Annotated in this window: 15 protein-coding genes; 3 read left to right on the top strand and 12 right to left on the bottom strand. The window is 38.3% G+C overall.

Annotated elements, in window-relative coordinates; genetic code table 11:
• Positions 1-5: 5 nt before the first annotated feature.
• The 10 genes from fliL to GQR56_RS01665 form a co-directional block, all read right to left on the bottom strand.
• Positions 6-536, bottom strand: coding sequence for a flagellar basal body-associated protein FliL (fliL, locus tag GQR56_RS01710; RefSeq protein ID WP_166108949.1), 531 nt, complete (start codon positions 534-536; stop codon positions 6-8).
• A 57-nt stretch (positions 537-593) separates the two neighbouring features.
• On the bottom strand, positions 594-2180 hold the full coding sequence (locus GQR56_RS01705; RefSeq protein WP_346775735.1) for a flagellar hook-length control protein FliK: 1587 nt from the start codon (positions 2178-2180) through the stop codon (positions 594-596).
• 94 nt (positions 2181-2274) lie between these two features.
• Positions 2275-2721 (bottom strand): flagellar export protein FliJ, encoded by a 447-nt coding sequence (fliJ, locus tag GQR56_RS01700; protein ID WP_166108947.1) that lies wholly within the window; start codon positions 2719-2721, stop codon positions 2275-2277.
• Entirely contained in the window at positions 2721-4055 is a 1335-nt protein-coding gene (gene fliI, locus GQR56_RS01695) for a flagellar protein export ATPase FliI (RefSeq protein WP_166108946.1), read from the bottom strand. Before fliI ends, fliJ begins: the two co-directional genes overlap by 1 nt.
• A gap of 18 nt (positions 4056-4073) precedes the next feature.
• Positions 4074-4883: a flagellar assembly protein FliH gene (gene fliH, locus GQR56_RS01690; protein ID WP_166108945.1), complete on the bottom strand. Its 810-nt coding sequence runs from the start codon at positions 4881-4883 to the stop codon at positions 4074-4076.
• A gap of 3 nt (positions 4884-4886) precedes the next feature.
• A complete protein-coding gene (gene fliG, locus GQR56_RS01685) occupies positions 4887-5927 on the bottom strand; it encodes a flagellar motor switch protein FliG (RefSeq protein WP_166108944.1) in 1041 nt (346 codons plus the stop codon).
• On the bottom strand, positions 5920-7635 hold the full coding sequence (gene fliF / locus GQR56_RS01680) for a flagellar basal-body MS-ring/collar protein FliF (RefSeq protein ID WP_166108943.1): 1716 nt from the start codon (positions 7633-7635) through the stop codon (positions 5920-5922). Before fliF ends, fliG begins: the two co-directional genes overlap by 8 nt.
• A gap of 20 nt (positions 7636-7655) precedes the next feature.
• A complete protein-coding gene (fliE, locus tag GQR56_RS01675) occupies positions 7656-7988 on the bottom strand; it encodes a flagellar hook-basal body complex protein FliE (protein WP_024610564.1) in 333 nt (110 codons plus the stop codon).
• 157 nt (positions 7989-8145) lie between these two features.
• Positions 8146-9615, bottom strand: coding sequence for a sigma-54 dependent transcriptional regulator (locus GQR56_RS01670; RefSeq protein WP_166108942.1), 1470 nt, complete (start codon positions 9613-9615; stop codon positions 8146-8148).
• The gene (locus GQR56_RS01665) at positions 9612-10724 is read right to left on the bottom strand and encodes an ATP-binding protein (RefSeq protein WP_166108941.1); all 1113 of its coding nucleotides are present in this window, start codon (positions 10722-10724) and stop codon (positions 9612-9614) included. Before GQR56_RS01665 ends, GQR56_RS01670 begins: the two co-directional genes overlap by 4 nt.
• Positions 10725-10855: 131 nt before the next feature.
• On the opposite strand from GQR56_RS01665, the gene GQR56_RS01660 reads away from it, so the two are divergent.
• Entirely contained in the window at positions 10856-11443 is a 588-nt protein-coding gene (locus GQR56_RS01660) for a DNA-3-methyladenine glycosylase I (protein ID WP_166108940.1), read from the top strand.
• A 444-nt stretch (positions 11444-11887) separates the two neighbouring features.
• On the opposite strand, the gene GQR56_RS01655 is transcribed toward GQR56_RS01660, so the two are convergent.
• Positions 11888-13324 carry a sigma-54-dependent Fis family transcriptional regulator gene (locus tag GQR56_RS01655; RefSeq protein WP_024610569.1) on the bottom strand — a complete coding sequence of 479 codons (1437 nt, stop codon included), beginning with the start codon at positions 13322-13324 and terminating at the stop codon, positions 11888-11890.
• A 443-nt stretch (positions 13325-13767) separates the two neighbouring features.
• On the opposite strand from GQR56_RS01655, the gene fliS reads away from it, so the two are divergent.
• Together fliS and GQR56_RS01645 are read left to right on the top strand one after the other, a co-directional pair.
• Positions 13768-14169 carry a flagellar export chaperone FliS gene (gene fliS, locus GQR56_RS01650; protein WP_166108939.1) on the top strand — a complete coding sequence of 134 codons (402 nt, stop codon included), beginning with the start codon at positions 13768-13770 and terminating at the stop codon, positions 14167-14169.
• Between the two features lie 66 nt (positions 14170-14235).
• A complete protein-coding gene (locus GQR56_RS01645; protein WP_240920896.1) occupies positions 14236-14493 on the top strand; it encodes a hypothetical protein in 258 nt (85 codons plus the stop codon).
• A 146-nt stretch (positions 14494-14639) separates the two neighbouring features.
• On the opposite strand, the gene fliD is transcribed toward GQR56_RS01645, so the two are convergent.
• Entirely contained in the window at positions 14640-16040 is a 1401-nt protein-coding gene (gene fliD / locus GQR56_RS01640; RefSeq protein ID WP_166108938.1) for a flagellar filament capping protein FliD, read from the bottom strand.
• Positions 16041-16081 lie beyond the last annotated feature (41 nt).

Genomic DNA, 16081 nt, shown 5'->3' with positions numbered 1-16081 from the left:
ACCCCTTATTGCATCACAAAGCCGGTAAATAACACCCGCTCTATAACTTTGCTGCCTTCTAAATCTAATAATGCAGCTTGTACTTTTTCAAGCGCAGTAAAACGAAGTGTCTCTTTACCTGCACTTGTACCTAACTCATCAGCTGTTGTAGTTGAAAATACACTTAACAATGTACCTTCAATAAGCGGAATGTGTTTTTTCGCAGTTTCTTCATTTATATCGCCACGCACTAATAACTGAACTTTAATTTGTACTGTTCTATCACGGCTTGAGCTGGGCACAGTAAACACAAATGGTCTTGGCATAGCTACATATAAAGCACTTCCTATTTCAGCAGATGAACCAGCGGCCTCTGATGGAGCTTCTTCAGATATTGTAGTCTCTTCATCAAGTGTTTCAACAGAGTCGTCAGAGCCCGACATTAAAAAATAACCTGCAGCGCCACCTACAACAAGTAAAACAGCGATAATAATAATTATTAATTTCTTTTTACTTTTACCTGTTTCTTCAATTTCTAAACTAGTGTCTTCAGCCATTGTATTTCCTTTATTCTTAAAGGTACTTACTTGTTTTAGTTATTATAATAGCAGTACTTAGGCATAGTAATCTATTGATGATGAAGTTTGTTGACGAGAACTTTGCTGTCCACTGCCTGTTGTATCATCATTTTCATCAATAACTGAATTTTTATTAGCCAAAGTACCCCTGGAATCGCTTTCATTATGCTCTGCACCCTCACTTCCTGAGCCTCCGTAAGAGATTGTACTCTCGCCTAAATCTATACCTTGCTGCGCAAGCATTTCACGTAATCGCGGAAGCGATTGCTCTAGCGCTTCTTTTGCTTGTTGATTTTGTACTACAAAGTTTATTTGAGCTTGTTCTGCATCACTTCTGATCCGTATTTGCATGCTCCCCATTTCTGGTGGATCAAGACGTATTTCAGCTTCTTTATTATTAATACTTAGCATTGAGCTAACACGCTCTTGAAGCAGTTTAGCTGCATCACTTTTAATAATATTTATAGCCTGCATCACACCAGGGTCAATACTAACTTGCTTAACTTGAGCTGTACTTTGTAGAGCTTGAGATTGCAATGCTTGGATATCTATAACGGACTCTTCATAGCTAAGTATATTGTTATCACTTAGGGTATTTGCTTGTGACGTACTAAAACCACCCGTTATTTGTGCTAGCAATTTGGTCACTTTATTTGTAGGCTGATCAGCACTATTGCTACGAGTACTTTCTTTTTGAAGAGTATCAAACTGTTTTTCTAGCCCCTCGTCTTTAGATAAATTACTCATCAATTTATTTGATTCATTACCATCTAATTTTGAGTCTTGTTTTTGTACTTCATTAATTGTTATTGACTTATCAATAGAGGTTTTTAAATCACTTATAGTTTCTTTAAGAGATATTAATTGCTCACCTTTTGGCTCTGCATTTTTCATATAGCTATTTAATTGAGAAAGTAATGCTTGTTTTTCAGTTGTTGTTAATGCATCCACTTCGGAACTAACGCTTTGTTTTGATACCGCTGTTGATGACTGCTCATTCTCAGTAATATATTGTGCGAGCATCTGCTTGAGTGCAGTTACGTTGTCGTTACTTTGTGGTTTATCCATCGCTTGAATTTGTGTGTTTAATTGCTCACGCTGCTCAGGAGTTAAGCTTGCGAGTGTTTTGTCTGATTTAATTAAGCTAGCATCTTTATTGAGTAATGATTCGATAGCCGTGGTTTTGGTGCTATCTGTTTTTGCTGATTCAGATTGTTCAGTAACTACCTTGCTATCTCCTTGAGCCAAAACGTCAAGCTCAGCGTCATTAGTTACTATATTTGCTTTATTTAAACCCGTACTTATTGGTTGTGTACTTTCACCAACATGCTTTTTAATTGAGGTGTCTATAGCCTGAGCTGAATTAATTTGTGCCAGCATATTATCGCCGGATAAAAGTGAATCATTATCAGTTTTCTTTCCATCTGACGTATCACTTTTCTCAGATTCTTTATGCGTAGAGCTATCAAGCTCCTTCGTTTTTGGCTCAGATGAATTGTGGGCATTATATAATTGGCTTAAAAATTCAACGCCCGTACTTTCGCTACTTTCACTTAAACCATTGTCTTTAATAGCTAAGTAAGTGTCTTTTTCAGACCTTATTACAGTTGAGATGTCATTCATCGCCATAAATCACCCATTAATAGGCGGCAATGCACCACCGCACATCACCAAAAAATTAAATACACTGTTCAGTAAAGCAATTAACGTGCCTAATTTACAAGCTTTTACGACGTTGAAAAAATTGATTTGATGAAAATTCATCCAACATTTTTTGCTCATTTTTAGCGACTAAAACATCCGCTTTTAATTTTTGTTTTTCGATTAGTTTTGCAACTGCTTTGGCTTTAATTTGTTGCTTTAGCCATATAGCTTTACGTTGAATTACCACCTGCTTTGCTGTATTTACAGTTCCTGCTTGTTGACGAATTGCTTCTTCTATTTTTGCTATAAAAGCATGGTACTGACTAAACCCTGCACTTGATAAACCCGACTGACCTTTGACATGCAATTGCTGTGTATACTCCAGTCTAAAGTTATTTAAACCTTGTAGCTTTTGTTGGTTAGCTTGCAAATTTTGGTTTGCTTGCAAGTAACTCATTCGCAAATTTTCTTCTTTCTCATTTTCAATTTTTAGTAATAAATCGAGTTTGTTTTTAGCCATTATGCTTGCCCTAATAACTGAGCAAGACCTTGTAAGCCATCATCATAACTAATCACATCTCGCATACCTTGTTGTAAAAATGCATTTACTCTTGGCATCATATTAATTGCTTGATCAAGCATTTGGTCAGTACCTTTTTGATAAGCGCCTAACGTGATCATATCTTTGTTTTGTTGATACATTGAATACACTTGCTTAAGAACCCGAGCTTGTTGCATGTGCGATTCAGAAACTACTTGAGGCATAACACGCGAAATTGATTTTTCGATATCTATAGCAGGATAATGACCGCTGTCAGCTAAATCCCGCGAAAGTACAATATGTCCATCTAATATCGCTCGCGCTGCATCAGCAATAGGATCTTGCATGTCATCACCCTCACTTAAAACTGTAAAAAAGGCAGTAATTGAGCCTTGTCCTTCACCACCATTACCAGCACGCTCCACCAGCGCAGGTAATTTAGCAAACACCGAAGGCGGATAACCTTTTGTTGCTGGTGGCTCACCTACAGCAAGTGCAATTTCACGCTGAGCCATGGCGTAGCGAGTAACGGAGTCTAAAAGTAATAGTACATTTAAACCTTGATCACGAAAGTACTCTGCAATCGTCACTGCACTTTCACAACCTTTTAAACGCATAAGCGGAGATGAATCAGCAGGAGCTGCAACAACAACAGAGCGTTTACGACCTTCTACACCTAGTATTTCTTCAATAAATTCTTTTACTTCTCGACCACGCTCGCCTACAAGCCCAACTACAATAACGTCGGCTTCACTACCGCGCGTCATCATGCCAAGTAGTACCGACTTACCTACACCAGAGCCCGCAAATAAGCCCATTCGCTGACCTTGTCCTACTGTAATGACTGAATTAATAGCGCGCACACCTACATCCATAGGCTTGCTTATTGGTCGTCTAGAAAGTGGATTTATAGTATTTTGTGCAAATTTTAAATAGTGTTCTGCGTTTATTTTGCCAAGTCCATCGAGCGGACGACCTAAGCCATCAACAACACGTCCTAATAAACTCATGCCTACAGGTAAGCCTAAATTGTTTACTTGTGGGATCACACGTGCGCCAGGTAATACTCCCGAAATATGATCGTTAGGCATTAAATAAAGAGTTTGATCGTTAAAGCCCACTATTTCGGCATCAACAAAGCCATTCATGGTCTCTATTTTACATTGGCTACCAACAGGTGCGCGCAAGCCTCTGGCTTCAAGAGTTAGGCCTACAACTCGTGTTAAAATACCCGCTACAGCAGGTATAGGAGCTTTAACATGTTGTTGATATTGAGATAAGCGTTCGCTTAAAGAAGCATCTTGAGCAGACATAACATGCCAAAAAAGTAGTTAGATACCACTATTATGCAAAAAACTATCCAACGTTTCTTTGACACGCGTTTTTAATGTCATATCGAGTGATGATTGAGCTGTTTTAACTTCACAACCGCCACGTTCAAGTGTTGGTTCTGCTATTAATTGCCAATTATTATCAGTAATCGTTTGCTCACCATAACTGGCTTTAATAAGATCGACATCTTCGGGGTGTAAATGTATTCGCACTTTCTCTTCATCAGCATTAAGTGAATCAATGCTGTGTTTAAGTGTGTGCAAAATAATATCGGGGGAGGTTTTTACTTCTTGATAAATTATTGCTTCAGCCAGCATTACTGCCAGTTGCACTAATTGTTTTTCAGCTTGGTCATCCACTTTATTAAGCGGATTAGTTAAGCTATCTAAAATAGTACGTAAGGCAGTTAACTGCTCTTCAATTAACGGTTTTACGTCTTCATGACCTTGGGTTTTACCAATTTCAATTCCTTCTTTGTAACCAGCTTCTTTGCCCTCGGTTACACCCTTATCAAAGCCATCAATATAACCTTGCTCATGCCCTTGTTTAAGCCCTTCTTCATAAGCATCTTGCCTAATGCGTTCAAGCTCAACCATAGTAAGAGAAGGTAATTCAGGCTCTTCTACCTCATCATCCATTGGCATTTCTTCTGCCATTTCTTTTCTGTATAAATCAGAAAGTGGCGTACCAAATGCAGTAGAGCGATTACCAAAACTTTTCTCATCAGGGGCTAAATCAGGCGTTGCCCAATTTTTTAGTAATTCATCGGCTTCTTCAGCATTAAGTGGGCGTCCTTTTAACTTACTCATGGTTTACAAGAACTCCTCACCGCCGCCACCGCCGAGTTGAATTTCACCAGAGTCAGATAAACGACGCGCTGTTGATAAAATCTCTTTTTGTGCTGCTTCTACTTCACTAATTCTAACCGGTGCCATTGCTTCTAAATCATCGGCAAGCATTTCTGCTGCACGTTTTGACATATTACCGAGTATTTTATCTTTAAGTGCATCATCGGTGCCCTTAATCGCTTTCATTAGTACATCTTGTTGTACTTCACGCAGTATTGCTTGAATACCACGGTCTTCTACTTCCATCAGGTTTTCAAACACAAACATTAGGTCTTGAATTTGCTGAGACATTTCTTCATCGTGCTCACGAATAGAGTCCATTAACTGCCCTTCTACATTCGTATCTAGGTAGTTCATAATATCTGCAGCGGCTTTTAAACCACCCATTTTAGCTGCTTGTGCACCGGCTTGACCTGCAAACTGTTTTTCCATAATTTCGTTTAGCTCTTGCAGTGCTGCTGGCTGTACTTCTTCAAGATTAGCTATACGCATTGTTAAATCTAAGCGAACTTTTTCAGGAAACTGAGCAATAATCTCAGCCGACTGCTCTGGCTCTAAATAAGATAATACAATGGTTTGAATTTGCGGATGCTCATTACGGATAATGTTAGCAACCTGCTTAGAATCCATCCATTTTAACGAATCAAGACCTTTGGCACCCGAGCCCATAACAATTTGGTCAATAAGGCTGGCTGCTTTATCTTCACCTAATGCAGCAGTAAGTGCCTTTTTAATAAAGTCTTCTGATTGAAAACCAATTGTACTAAAACTTTGAATTTGTTCAATAAATAAGTTATGGACAGCGCTTATTTTAGCTTGCGATAAGTCATCCAGCCCAGCCATAGCCATACCCACTTTTTGCACCTGCTTAGGTTCTAGGTGTTTAAGTATTTGAGCTGCATCTTCTTCTGACAAACTCAAAAGTAATATAGCAGCCTTATCTACACCATCTAGCTTATCAACATCAAATGCTGGAGGTAGTTTTTTTTGTTCTTGATCAGTCATCTTCTGTTAACCACGCTTTCACTACTTGTGATGATAGTTCTGGTTCATTAGCTACTAAGGCACGAATTGCTTTGAGTAAATCTTCGTCACCATGTAGGTCTGGTAACTGTAGTGTACCATCGCTTGAGAAACCAATTGAAGCAGAATCAAAGTCTTTATTTAGCATATCAAGCGTGTTGTCGCCAATATCTACGCCAGAGCTAAGTGCATCTTCGTCATATTCTTCAAGCGTGTCATCTGGGTAAATAAGACGTTTAAGCATTGGTTTAACTACAGCCATAATAAGCACAATTATAACCAGTGCACCTAAAGCTAGGCGTACATACTTCATAAACCAATCTTGTTCCCACATAGGAATTTCAATGTTTAAATCGGTTGCTTCACGTACAAACGGCACTGTTACTACTTCAAGCGCATCTCCGCGTTGCATATCAAAACCAACACCACCTTGTAATAAGCGACGAATATTTGACAATGCCTCTACAGAGCGCGGTGTCATTGTGGTTTCACCGTTTTCACCCACTTTAGGAATGTAGTCAACAGCAACCGATACACTAATTCTACGTATAACACCTGTTTGTTGGCGTCTGTGTGAAATAGTGGTGTCGAGTTCATAATTACGTGTTGCTTCTTTATGGCTTCGTGATGGCGCCGTTGCGCTACCCGCACCACCACCATCAGCAACTTCTGGTATATCTGAGTTAATTGGAGGTTGATTTGTTAATGCACCAGGAATACCTACAGCTAGCCCACCCATATTACTTTCTTCAAATGTGGTTTCGCTGCGTATTGCAGGTAGGTCTGGATTATAGCGTTTTTGAGTTTCTTCAACCGCACTAAAGTCCATGCTTAAATCTACTTGTGCCGTGTAATTAGCAAGCCCTACTACAGGTATTAAAATACTATCAATTTTTTCAAGGTACTCTTGCTCGCGTTTACGCTCTAAATCGTACTCTTTACGAGAGCGAGCAGCTAATGAGCTTTGCGAACCAGAATTTAATAAACGACCATTTTGGTCGGTAACCGTTACGCGGGCTGGCTCTAAACCTTGTACTGCTGAGGCAATCATATCAACAACAGAGTCTACCTCTTCGCGATCAAGCGAACGTCCACGTTTAATTGTTAATACAACAGTAGCCGATGGCTTTTTCTCTCTACGGGCAAATACGTTTTCTTTAGGAATGGCTAACAATACTTTGGCGCGAGTAATATTATTAAGTTCTTCTATTGTACGCGCTAATTGTTGTTCACGGCCATGCTTAAGGCGTTCACGCTCTAAACGTTGGCTTACACCAAAGCCCATGTCTTGCATTATAATATCTGAGCCTGATGCCGGACCTTGCTCTAACCCTTCGCGAGTCATTAGTAGTTTAATACTTTGATATTCACTTTCATCAACCGATACTACATTGCCATCAAGTTGATATTCAATTTGTTGTGCATCTAAAAAATCAAGCGTTTGAATAAGCTCTTCAGTTTGCATTTTACCTAAAGGGCGCATTTCTGGCTGACGAGCCCAAATAATAATAAAAATGGCAATAGCTAAACAAATTGCCAATGCAATAACGAGTGTTACTTGGCGTAATACATCAACACCATTCAAAGCACTTAAATAGCCTGATTTTTGTTCTTGTTGATCATCACTATCGCTTTGGTCAATACCGCCACCAGCAAGTGCAAGGTCTGTAGATTGATTAGATTGCGCCACAATTATTCTCCACTACCTAATTAAACAGGCATATTCATGATTTCTTTGTAAGCTTCAACAAGTTTATTACGAACCTGATATGTAGCCTCAAATGCAACTGATGATTTTTGAGAAGCAATCATTGCCTCAGCAAGCGATACACTTCTGTCACCCATTTCAACTGCTTTTACTTTTTGCCCTGCATCTTGTTGCAATTCATGCACTGTATTTAGCGCATTGCTCAACATATCACCAAATGCCGCTGAAGATGTAGATTGCACTTGGGTTGGCAACTTATTAATTTGGTTATTGCGTCCGGCTTCTAAAGCCATTGATTGCATTTCTTGAAATACAGCACTATTTTGAATTTTCATAATTTATCTCTGACACTGCAATTAACTATTACAGTTAATAAAGCACAAAGCATGCCAAATAAATAAACTATAAAATACAAAAGCTTAGAGTGAAAAATAGGAAGTCATAGTTTTGACGACCCTAAACTTGTAGCCTAAATTTAGGGTTTAAAGAGGATTATGCAGGAAGTGAAATACCTAAATCGCGCATTTGCGCTAGCTTATAACGTAAAGTACGCGGGCTAATACCGAGTGTTTCAGCTACATCTTTGCGCTTACCTTGGCAGCGAGCAAGTGTTTCTAAAATAATGCGATGCTCTTTATCTTTAAGCTCATCTTTGTAACTACCAGTATCTGCTGCAAGTAAGCCTTGCTTAGGCTCATCTGTAGCATATAACTTTTCATCATAATAAGCAGAACTTGGTGTGTTTTGCTCTGCATTTTTATCTGAATTTTGATGTGTTACTTCTGCTGTATTTGTTACGTTCGAAGTCGTTGATGACTCCATTACAAAATTACTAGAAACCAAGTTTTCGATAAAAATGGCGTGTTCGTTTATCGTATTACCCGTTCTCAATATAAGTGCACGTTGAATAACATTATCGAGCTCTCGTACATTTCCGGGCCAAGCATGGGCTAATAATTTTTGCTCAGCATTTTTATCTAGATATGCCATTGGCTCTTTGCTTTTACTGATATGACGTTCAATTAAATGCTTAGCTAACACAATTATATCGCCAGGGCGTTGACACAATGGTCGCCACATCAATGGAAAAACATTTAATCTATAATATAAATCTTCTCTAAACTGATTTTTAGCAACGGCCTCTTTTAGGTCGCGATTACTGGTAGCCAAAATACGTACATTTAGCTGTATTGTTTTTCGACCACCTAAACGCTCTACTTCGCGCTCTTGCAGTACACGTAAAAGTTTAGCTTGCAGCCCTAAGTCCATCTCGGTAATTTCATCAAGTAAAATAGTACCGCCCTGCGCTTGCTCAAACTTACCAGGGCATGCTTGAATCGCACCGGTAAAAGCCCCTTTTTCATAACCAAATAAAGTAGCTTCAAGCATATTTTCAGGAATAGCAGCACAGTTAATAGCAACAAATGGCTCATTACAACGACTCGACTTGTCGTGAATATAACGCGCTAAAACTTCTTTACCAGACCCACTAGGACCAAGCACCATAACGCTTGCTTCAGAGCGTGCTACTTTACTTGCAAGCTCTAATAATTGAATACTGGTTGGATCGGCAACAATAGGACCATCTGTTTCTTTTGGTTTTTCGGGCAGATAACGGCTTACCATATTTAACAGCACTTCGGGTGCAAATGGCTTAGCCATATAATCAATAGCACCTAAACGCATTGCCTCTACAGCATCATCAATCGTCGCGTATGCCGTCATCATCAATACAGGTAAATCGGGATGGTTTAATTTAATACTACGCAGTAAGTCTAAACCACTCATTACGCCCATTTGTACGTCACTTACTACAAGCGAAAAAGACTCTTTTTTAAGTAAAATCATTGCTTGCTCGGCACTATTTGCTGCAACACACTCTATGCCCGACATTTCAAGTGTATCGATTAATGCTTCACGCAAGCCTGCATCATCTTCTACAACTAAAATAGTGTTACTCATAACGATTCCTCTAATTTAGTTGTCGTACGAATTGGTAGTAATAAGCTAAAACAGGCACCACCATGTGTATTATTAGTCACATCAACACTGCCTTGATGAGCGTTAGCAACGGAACTAACAACAGCTAAGCCCAGTCCAGTGCCTTGGCTTTTAGTCGTAAAAAAGGGTTCAAATATTTTATCTGCTTGGCATAAATCAACACCAGGTCCATTATCGCTTACACTAATTCGAACAAAGTCTTGATCTTGCATATCGGTCGATGCGCTCAAATGCACTTTTGCCCCCGTACCAATCACTTGAATACTGTTATGAATGAGGTTTTGAATAGCACTGGCAATCGCGGTCTTATTACCCACAATTTGTATGTCTGGCTCTGGCAAACTTACGTCTAACTCACTTTCGTTAAGCAAAACCATAGCATCTGCGCCAGCTTTAACTTCAGTCAATAATTGCTGCATAGAAACCTGCTCAACCACCTGCTGAGTGCCACTTTTGGCAAATAAAAGCATGTCGTTTACTTGAGTTTCTAAATCTTTTAAACGCGACATTAGTTTAGTTTGAAAATTAACGCGAGATGCTTCTGGTAAACGCTTAGAGCCTAGGTTAGCGGCATAAAGCATTGCAGCAGATAGTGGCGTGCGTACTTGATGCGCTAAAGAGGCAACCATTTTACCCAACGCACTTAGTCGCTGCATATGCGCAACCCGTTTTTGTAAACGACGAGTTTCTGTTAAATCGGTCATTAAAATAAGCTGCCCGGGCTCTGGTGCCAAAGCCGTAATATCAAGCTTAATTAAACGCCCATCTTTTAAAGACACTTCGTGACCATCATCTTGATGTGGCCGAAACGAGCGCTGAATAACGTTAAACCACCTTTCACCTTCAAGCGGTTCACCCAGCATATCCATCGCTATTTGATTCGCTTTAGCAATCATGCCTTTGCCATCGAGTACAACTACGCCCGCAGGCATAGTGTCAACCAAATGTGATAACCAACTTGCTTGCTTACGCAGATCACTTAACTCACCTATGTACTCCTCTTGAAGTAAACATGGGTTATAATGATTTGCAGAAATAAATTGTGGTTTTAACACGCTAGCAAGGGTCATAATCAAATCTCGAACTTATGTAGATACATGACCAAATGCACAATTCATACCAAAATTTATTTATATATTTATCATTTAGTTACAGACAATTTAAAGTGACATAAAAATGACGCACACATAAAGGAACACAAATGAGTGAGCAAATAAAATGCCGTTGCCCATGGCTCGATACAACCAAACCCGACTACGTTATTTATCATGATGAAGAATGGGGTGTGCCACTTTATAACGATACAAAACTGTTTGAATTTATAACACTTGAATCAGCTCAAGCCGGCTTAAGTTGGTACACTATTTTAAAAAAACGAGATGGATATAAAAAAGCATTTGCTAATTTTGATGTACAAAAAGTTGCTAAATTTACACCCGATGATATTGAGCAATTAATGCTTAATGAAGGTATTGTTCGAAATCGTTTAAAAATTGCAGCAACGGTTAATAATGCTAAGTGCTTTATTAAAATACAAAAGGAATTTGGTAGCTTTAGTAAATACCAATGGCAATTTGTCGGCGGCAAACCGCTCGTAAGTAATTTAAATAATATTGAAGACACTCCTGCTATTACAGAGGTATCAATTGCGTTTGCTAAAGATTTAAAAAAGCGAGGATTTAAGTTTTTAGGCCCAACAACGGTATATGCGCATATGCAGGCATGCGGTATGGTTAACGATCACAGTAATGATTGCTTTAGAAAAGCTGAAATTATCGAAACTTATTAATTGCTCTTATTTTTTGTCTTTATTAAATAGTATTTAACTACAAGTAATTAAAAGCTTCGCTTTTTACGCGAGCAAGCTCAGCGTCTACAGCCAAGGTGTAGACTTGTGTTTAACTTGTATACGCGAAGCTTACGTGGCGGCTGGAAATCATAAAGTGAATTGTTTAAAAAGAGGTTAAAAGACGCTGCGCTCTAGAGAAGCAACTCATAAACTGGCTATTAGTTCTCAATTACTCTTATTTTTTGCCTTTATGAAATAGTATTTTATTTTAAGTAATTAAAAGCTTCGCTTTTTACGCGAGCAAGCTCGGCGTCTACCGGTAAAATTTGACGTCGTGGTTAAATTTACTTGTAGACGCAAAGCTTGCTTGCGTTACGGGCAAAGCCCGTAAATTAACTACTCACAAATGGACAATAATAAAAACATTTCATCCTTTATGAATTGCTAATCTCGTGAAAGATTATATTTTTTCATTTTTTCGACCAACGTGGTTCTACGTACACCTAATATTTCGGCTGCGCGAGCCACTACGTAATCATAACGTTCTAACGCTTGCGTTATTAAACTAATTTCAAGCTCAGCTAGGTAATCTTTAAGCTCAATACCATCATTTGGTAGTAACCCACTGCCAGTTTGATTAAATTCAGCCTCAGGCTCATCGTCGTAATCACTAAAACCGGTGCTAAATATGTCGTTAAAGGCATCTTTTTCCATTAACTCTTCGGGGTATTCAGGCTCGTATGCCTCAACCTCAATATAACGATATTTATTTGGTAAATCAGGAATATCGACCACTTTCTCAGGAAACATAATAACCATACGCTCCACTAAATTAGCAAGTTCACGAATATTCCCCGGCCACGCATGCTCTTTTAAGCTCTCAACTGCGCGTTCAGTAAATTTAGCTGTAGAACCTGTTTGGTCGTTAACACGGCGCATTAGCTCTTTTAATAACAGCGGAATGTCATCAGCGCGTTCGCTAAGTGATGGGTTTTCAATAGGAAATACATTTAAACGATAGTATAAATCCTCCCTAAAACTGCCCTCTTCAATCATGGTTTCGAGGTTACGATGCGTTGCAGCAATAACACGTACATCAGCCTGAATAGCTTTAGTACCGCCAACACGTTCATAGCTGCGCTCTTGCAATACTCGCAGCAACTTAACTTGCATTTGCAGTGGCATATCACCTATTTCATCTAAAAACAGTGTGCCGCCTTGAGCAAGTTCAAATCGCCCTTTTCGAGCAGATATTGCCCCTGTAAACGCGCCTTTTTCGTGGCCAAATAATTCACTTTCTAAAAGCTCTGCCGGAATAGCACCACAGTTAACAGGCACAAACGGTCCATTAATTCTTTTTGAAAGTAAATGAACATTACGCGCAACCACTTCTTTACCAGTACCCGATTCACCTAAAATTAAAACATTGGCATCGGTTTTTGCTACCTGCTCAATTAAAAAGCGAACATCTTTTACGGCATCTGTTTCGCCAACAAGTCCGTCAAAGGTTTTATGGGGTTTAGAATGTTTATGCTCGTTAGGAAGCATTCGTTGATACTGCTGGCAGTCGTGGAGTAACTGTGTTGTTACATCATGATTAAACGGCTCACAAATAAGCCCTACAACATTAGCAATGCTTAGTAGTGGTTTAAGCGTTTCACCTATTAACAAAAATGGTAATGTAGGATGGCACTTAATTAAACTTTCGTGATCAAGCGACTGCAATGCACCTAAAATTACAATGCATTCTTTCTGCTGGTACTTTTTACACTCTTGTTCAAAGTTTGTTTCGTTTAATAGTTGTACTGCTTCACCAATAAAAGTGAGTGATGCATTTAAACCTATTGCACGATTGTTATTATTATCTAAAATCAAGATCATAGTTAGCGAGCCGTACTTTCACTAATTTATTTAATTAAACTAAATTGTAAGCCAGTTCAGCATGGATGCAAGCGATAGCGGCAGTTTTTTGACATAAACGCCAAAAAACAGACGGACTAGTTAAAACAATAGTACTTAAGAATTAATCATTAAGTACTAATTATTTAACTAACACTAAAACCACTTTGTTTTAATAAATTTTCGAGATTTTTGTAAAGCTGACATTATTAGTAAATAAAGTCTAATATTAGCTTAAGTACAAAGCGATTGTGCCGATAAATAACTAAGTAAACAAATAAGTCATAAATGCTTGGCACTAATATTGCTACATTATTGAATAAGCTTTTATACAGATTTTTTGTACTGTTTTTTTATATAAGTTTTTATAAAGTTTTTATATTAGTTTTCACATAATTTTTATCGTTCAAATCTAGGATTTTCTCATGGCTCATGCTTCATTAAAAAAATACAGTCAAGTTCGTGCAAGTAGTATTGCCGAAATGACACCTTACGAACAAATAAACCTTATTTTCAGTAATATTATTGGTCGCTTAGCCGCAACTAAAGGGTTTATTGAACGTAAAGAAATTGCAAAAAAAGGTGAGAATATTTCAGCCTGCGTTTTATTACTTGGTGCATTACAAGACGCTCTAAATTTAAAAGTAGAACAAGACCCTAGTATTTCTAACAATTTATTGGCACTTTACGACTACTGCCAACGACGCTTAACGCAAGCGAACCTAAATAACGATATTGAAGCGATTATGGAAGTATCGAGTATTGTTAAAGAAATAAAAGAAGGCTGGGATAGCATTCCTGTTGATCAACGTGTGCCCGCGGTTTAAATTTTAATGATGAATGAAAACAGTGCTTCAAAGCAATTAACGACAAATCAAGCGGAGCATATACAAATGTTGCTCAACAAAATTGAATTGTTAGTAAACGATAATAATGCTGACGAAGCTCAACCTTTTTTAAATACTTTAAATTCAGATTTAAAAAAGTGGTGTGAAAGTAATAACAGCCCTAACACAGAACAATTGCAATCAATTCAACTACGAATAAATACTATTTTAGTAAAAGCTAATAATGCAAAAAACGAGTCATCTAAAGCTATTATTAAACATAAAAAGTATGGTAAGGCCATTAAAGCTTATAAAAATACCTAGTAAACAGACCTAATAAACGACCTTTATTCTAACTAAATTTACTATCTATAGCTTACTATTTGAATCAAAGAATAATACACAAAAAAACCGCTAAGCTTAAACTTAGCGGTTTTTTTATTAACTCTGTAATACATTTAAATCAACTCTTAATTTGATTGCCTAACTACGCCTGGCATATTCTCTAATTGAGCTTGAACATAACTACTGGTGTTATTAAGGCTCGCTACTAATAAATCCATCGCATTATATTGAGCATATAGTCGAGATGATAGCGACTCCATTTTACTGGCAAGGTCCAAGCGATCATCATCTAAATCGTCTAGCTGATTTGTTTTACTGTCTATTCGGTTTTGAATAATACCATCGGAATCTGTATAAAAGCTCATTAGCTCATCAAACGACTGTGCAAAGCCATCATCGTCATCACCTACAAAAAACTGTTGCACTAAATTTACATTAGCGTCTATTTGCTCATCTAGTGTTTCTGTATTTAGGGTTAAAACACCGTAGCGGTCTGTTTCAACACCTAATTGCGAAAGCGATAACGAATTACCATCGCCTAAATCAACTGATTCAGTTATTTCACTACGAAGCTTTGACATAACACCACGAAGTAGTGAGTCACCAGCCATAACACCAGCACCACCTTCACCAGAAGCGCCTAATGTATTACTAAGCTCAAGTAACTCGTTATAACTTGTAATAAAGCTGTTTAACCCAGATTGAATATTGTTATTATTTTCGGTAACCGATATATCGCTTATTTCATCATCAACATCATGCGGTTTTTTAGCTGTGATTGTAATACCGTCAATCACTCCGGCAAACTCATTAGATGAACTACTTACAGTTAGCGAACCATCAATGGTAATTGATGCATCAATTGCTGCAATTATTTCACTCGCATTTTGCACGCCAGCAGAGTCAAATGCCAAACGGGAAAGACCATTCACATCGGTGTTATTACCATCGGTATCAGCAATTTCTATTTTAATTTCATTTTCTGCACCGCTATTTTTAGCGGACATAACCAAATGCTGGCCATTACCATCAGTAATGATAGTTGCATTAATGCTGTCGTTATCGCTGCTATCGTTTATCGCATCTCGAATTTCACTAAGTGTTGCAGTATCTGATACTTCAATATCAAAGCTATTATCACCTGAGGTTAGGGTCATTGTCCCCTCGCCTACCGCTGTATCAGCACCGAATGCTTGCGATAATATTTTATGCTCCGTGGCTAAGTTGTTAACTTTTACATCATAACCACCTGGTTGAGCATCTTCGTCTGCACTTATAGATATAAAATCATCATTACCTGATGTACTGCGTTGCTGGTATTTATCGCTATCACCCAATGCTTCCATTGAGGTTTGTACTTTTTCGAGCGCTGACTTAAGTGCGCCAACGGCAGAAATATCTGTAGTTAACTTACTTTCAGTAGTATTTAAACGAGATTCAGCCGGTGCTTGTTCAGCATTAACTAGTGCATCAACAATGTCTGCTACCGCTAACCCAGAACCTAACCCATTAAATGTAATAGACATACTTCACCTCTTTAAATACTCAAAAATAAACTAACTTAGTA

Origin of the sequence: Pseudoalteromonas sp. Z9A5, from assembly GCF_011378875.1 — a bacterium.
Classification (GTDB): Bacteria; Pseudomonadota; Gammaproteobacteria; order Enterobacterales; family Alteromonadaceae; genus Pseudoalteromonas.
The sequence above is the reverse complement of the archived record's forward strand: the minus strand, read 5'-3'. Positions and strand labels throughout refer to the sequence as shown.